The 3,088-nt window shown below is 65.5% G+C and carries 3 protein-coding genes and 1 pseudogene; 2 read left to right on the forward strand and 2 right to left on the reverse strand.

The window, feature by feature from the left end:
• The coding region (locus AC3EO4_RS55535) for a hypothetical protein (protein WP_431904948.1) at window positions 1-360 on the reverse strand (360 nt) is incomplete at its 3' end.
• A 196-nt stretch (window positions 361-556) separates the two neighbouring features.
• Window positions 557-1,507, reverse strand: a complete 951-nt coding sequence (locus AC3EO4_RS55540) for an AraC family transcriptional regulator (RefSeq protein ID WP_431904949.1) — start codon at window positions 1,505-1,507, stop codon at window positions 557-559.
• Here AC3EO4_RS55540 and AC3EO4_RS55545 point away from each other — a divergent pair.
• The gene (locus AC3EO4_RS55545) at window positions 1,506-2,435 is read left to right on the forward strand and encodes an SDR family oxidoreductase (RefSeq protein WP_379578179.1); all 930 of its coding nucleotides are present in this window, start codon (window positions 1,506-1,508) and stop codon (window positions 2,433-2,435) included. The two genes, AC3EO4_RS55540 and AC3EO4_RS55545, sit on opposite strands and share 2 nt — an antisense overlap.
• 192 nt (window positions 2,436-2,627) lie before the next feature.
• Window positions 2,628-2,810: pseudogene (locus AC3EO4_RS55550) on the forward strand (tyrosine-type recombinase/integrase); the annotation flags it as partial.
• Between the last annotated feature and the right edge of the window lie 278 nt (window positions 2,811-3,088).

Genomic DNA, 3,088 nt, shown 5'->3' on the forward strand with positions numbered 1-3,088 from the left:
AGTGAGGGCCATCGCGCTCTCGGCAAGGCGTGTGATCTCGGGATCATCGGCAAGGAGGCGCACGCGATAAAGAGAGTGCCATGATGCAGCGCGGAGCCTGTACGACGTCGCTTTGGCCTCGTCATAGGCTGTGTCCTCTTTGCCCTCGAACGCCTGCAAGGCGCGGTTGTACTGGGCGGAGCGGAATTCAAGGACGGTCCCGGCAAACCCGCTGTAGACCGCCATTCGCTCCTCGCGGAGGCGCGCGGAGATTGTGAACTGTTCGGCTCTCTGGGCGGTTCGCTGCTGGAAGAGGTATGTGACGACGGAACCCAATAGGGTTCCCCCGATCGCGAAGAGCCCGGCTAGGACGGCTTCCATGAGACTCAGTTGATCACAGGCGGTGGCGGACTGAGGCCCGGATTGAGAATCAAAGCCACATGCGTGCTTTCCAAGTCTGTGGACCTTCGTTCACCGCCGGTCATTAGGGTCTCTGGTGCGGTGGCCACGAACGTTCGCCGGCGTCGGCGTACGGCCTCGATCGCAGAGCCACGTACATGTAATTGTGCAGAGACGATCAACTGCTGCGCTGGCCCGGCAGGGTGGCGCGGTATCGGCTTGGGGCGGTCCCAAGCCGGCGTTTGAACGCGACGCTGAGCGCGAAGGTGCCGGAATATCCGACCTTGTGCGCGATGGAGCCGACGGTGGCCTCGGTGTTGCGGAGGAGGTCAGCCGCCAGGGCGATACGCCAATTGGCCAGGTAGGTGATGGGTGGCTCGCCGACCTCGACGGTGAACCGGCGTGCCAGGGCGGCTCGGGAGACGCCGACCTTGGCGGCGAGATTTTCCACTGTCCATGGGTGGGCCGGGTTGCCGTGTATGAGGCGAAGGGCTGTGCCCACGATGGAGTCGTCCTTGACGCGGTACCAGACCGGGGCGTGCGTCTGCGCACGGTCGAACCAGGCGCGCAACGTGGTGACGAGCAGCAGGTCGAGCAGTCGGTCCAACACGGCCTGCTGCCCCGGCCTGTTCCGTACGACTTCCGCCGCCACCAGCGTGAGCAGGGGAGAACACCCTTCGTCGTCGGTGACGACGACCACGTCGGGCAGGGCGTTGAGCAGGCGGTCACTGATGCCGGCCCGGCCCTGATAGGCGCCGCTGAGCAGGACGGCCGAGCCGCTTTCCGCGATGCCACAGGAACGCGGATCCATGGCCGGTTCGCGATCCTCGATCGCCCGCGCGGTTGCTGCGCAGTAGGAGGCGCTGGTGATCACGTGCTGAGGTGAAGTGGCGGGGTCGTCGGCAACGGTGTACGAGGCGGGCCCGCGGACGACCGCGACGTCACCGGGGCCGATCGCCACCGCCTCACCGTCGGGCGGGATGATCCAGGCCTGTCCCTCCAGCATGGCAAGGAGGGTCAGTGGGGCGCCGCTGGCGAAACGCAGAGACCACGGCGAAGTCATGATCGACCGATGGATGAGGGCCGCTCGTGCCTGCACTCCCTCCAGCAGATCCGTCAGCGTGTCCATGAGCCACAAGGTTAGACGCTCGAACATCGAACTGAGCGTCACGGCCATCGCACCGCTCACTCCACCAGGGTTGAGTAGTCCCATGACGCAACAACCGATTCTGATCACCGGCGGTACCGGCAAGGTCGGCACGCGGATCGTGTCCCACCTTCGGCGCAAGGACGTGGCCGTCCGCGCGGGGTCTCGCTCCGGCACCCCTCGCTTCGACTGGACGGACCAGCACACCTGGGACGCCGCCCTGCACGGCTCACGGACCGTCTTTATCGTGCCGCACGACGGCGAACTGCTGACACGACCGTTCGTCCAGCGGGCGAAGGACCTCGGCGTCGAACGCATCGTGCTGCTGTCGGGGCGCGGAGTGGACGTGCCCGGCTACGCGGGCGACAACAGCGCGGCGGGCAAGACTCACATCGACGGCGAGGACGCGGTGCGCTCCTGCGGCCTGGCCTGGACGATTCTCCGGCCCGGATGGTTCGCGCAGAACTTCAGCGAAGGCTTCTTCCGCGACGAGGTGCTGGCCGGCGAGGTACGCCTGCCTGCCGGTGACGGCGCGGTGAGCTTCGTCGACGCAGAAGACATCGCCGCGGTGGCGGTCGCCGCGCTGACCGAGGACGGGCATGAAGGACAGACGTACGAGCTGTCCGGGCCCCGCGCGTTGTCCATCGCCGAGGCCCTCGCGTTGATCTCAGAGGCCACCGGCCGCATGGTGCGCTACGTGCCGTTGACCGTCGAGGAGTTCATCATCCAGTTGGAAGACGAGGGCTGGCCGAAGATCGATGCCCAAGCCTATGCCGACGCGATCGCCCCTATCCGGCGCGGCATGGACGAGCATCTGTCTGACGGAGTACAGCGCGCCCTCGGCCGTCCACCTCGCGACTTCGCCCGCTTCGTGACAGACGCGGCCGCCGCCGGAGCATGGCTGGACTGATGACTGCATAGCCCTCTGCAGGTTTACCCGTACCAGCCTGCACCTCGCCCCCGCGCGCAGGACGGTGAAGCGGCACTGATCATCGCTCGTATCACGTTGGTTGGTTCGGTGTTTGTACAGGCTCGCTGCAATGACATGTGGTCCTTCTACGAGTCCGCCTACAAGGACATGCGTTGATCCAAAGAGTGGGCGCCACGCGAGCTTCGGCACAGCTTCGTCTCGCTGCTCTCCGACAACGGCATCCCGCTGGAGGAGATCTCCCGTCTCGTCGGCCACAGCAGCACGGCTGTTACGGAAGCCGTCTACCGAAAGCAGATCCGCCCCGTTCTACAAGCCGGGGCCGTGACCATGGACCGTATCTTCACGGAGGAGTAGCGCCGGGCAGGAAGCAACAGATCGGGAAGCATAGTCACGCAGATAGTCACCCAGACGCGCGAAAGGCCAGTTTCCGATCAAGGAAACTGGCCTTTGTGCTGGGTCGGGGTGGCGGGATTTGAACCCACGGCCTCTTCGTCCCGAAGGAAAAGCCGTAGGTCTGAAGAAGTCGATACGAGCCGAGCGAGGAGCGCCTCACCTGCGCTGACGCCCTGGGAAGATCGCGGGAAGTCTGAGGGAGCCGAAGGCTAGTGGCTCCCGGGATTGGCTCCCCTTCT

This window comes from Nonomuraea sp. bgisy101, from assembly GCF_057708945.1.

Coding starts and splice junctions, on each gene's coding strand:
- AC3EO4_RS55545 (WP_379578179.1), top strand. CDS start 1,506: ATGAGCCACAAGGTTAGACGCTCGAACATCGAACTGAGCGTCACGGCC.
- AC3EO4_RS55540 (WP_431904949.1), bottom strand. CDS start 1,507: ATGGACACGCTGACGGATCTGCTGGAGGGAGTGCAGGCACGAGCGGCC.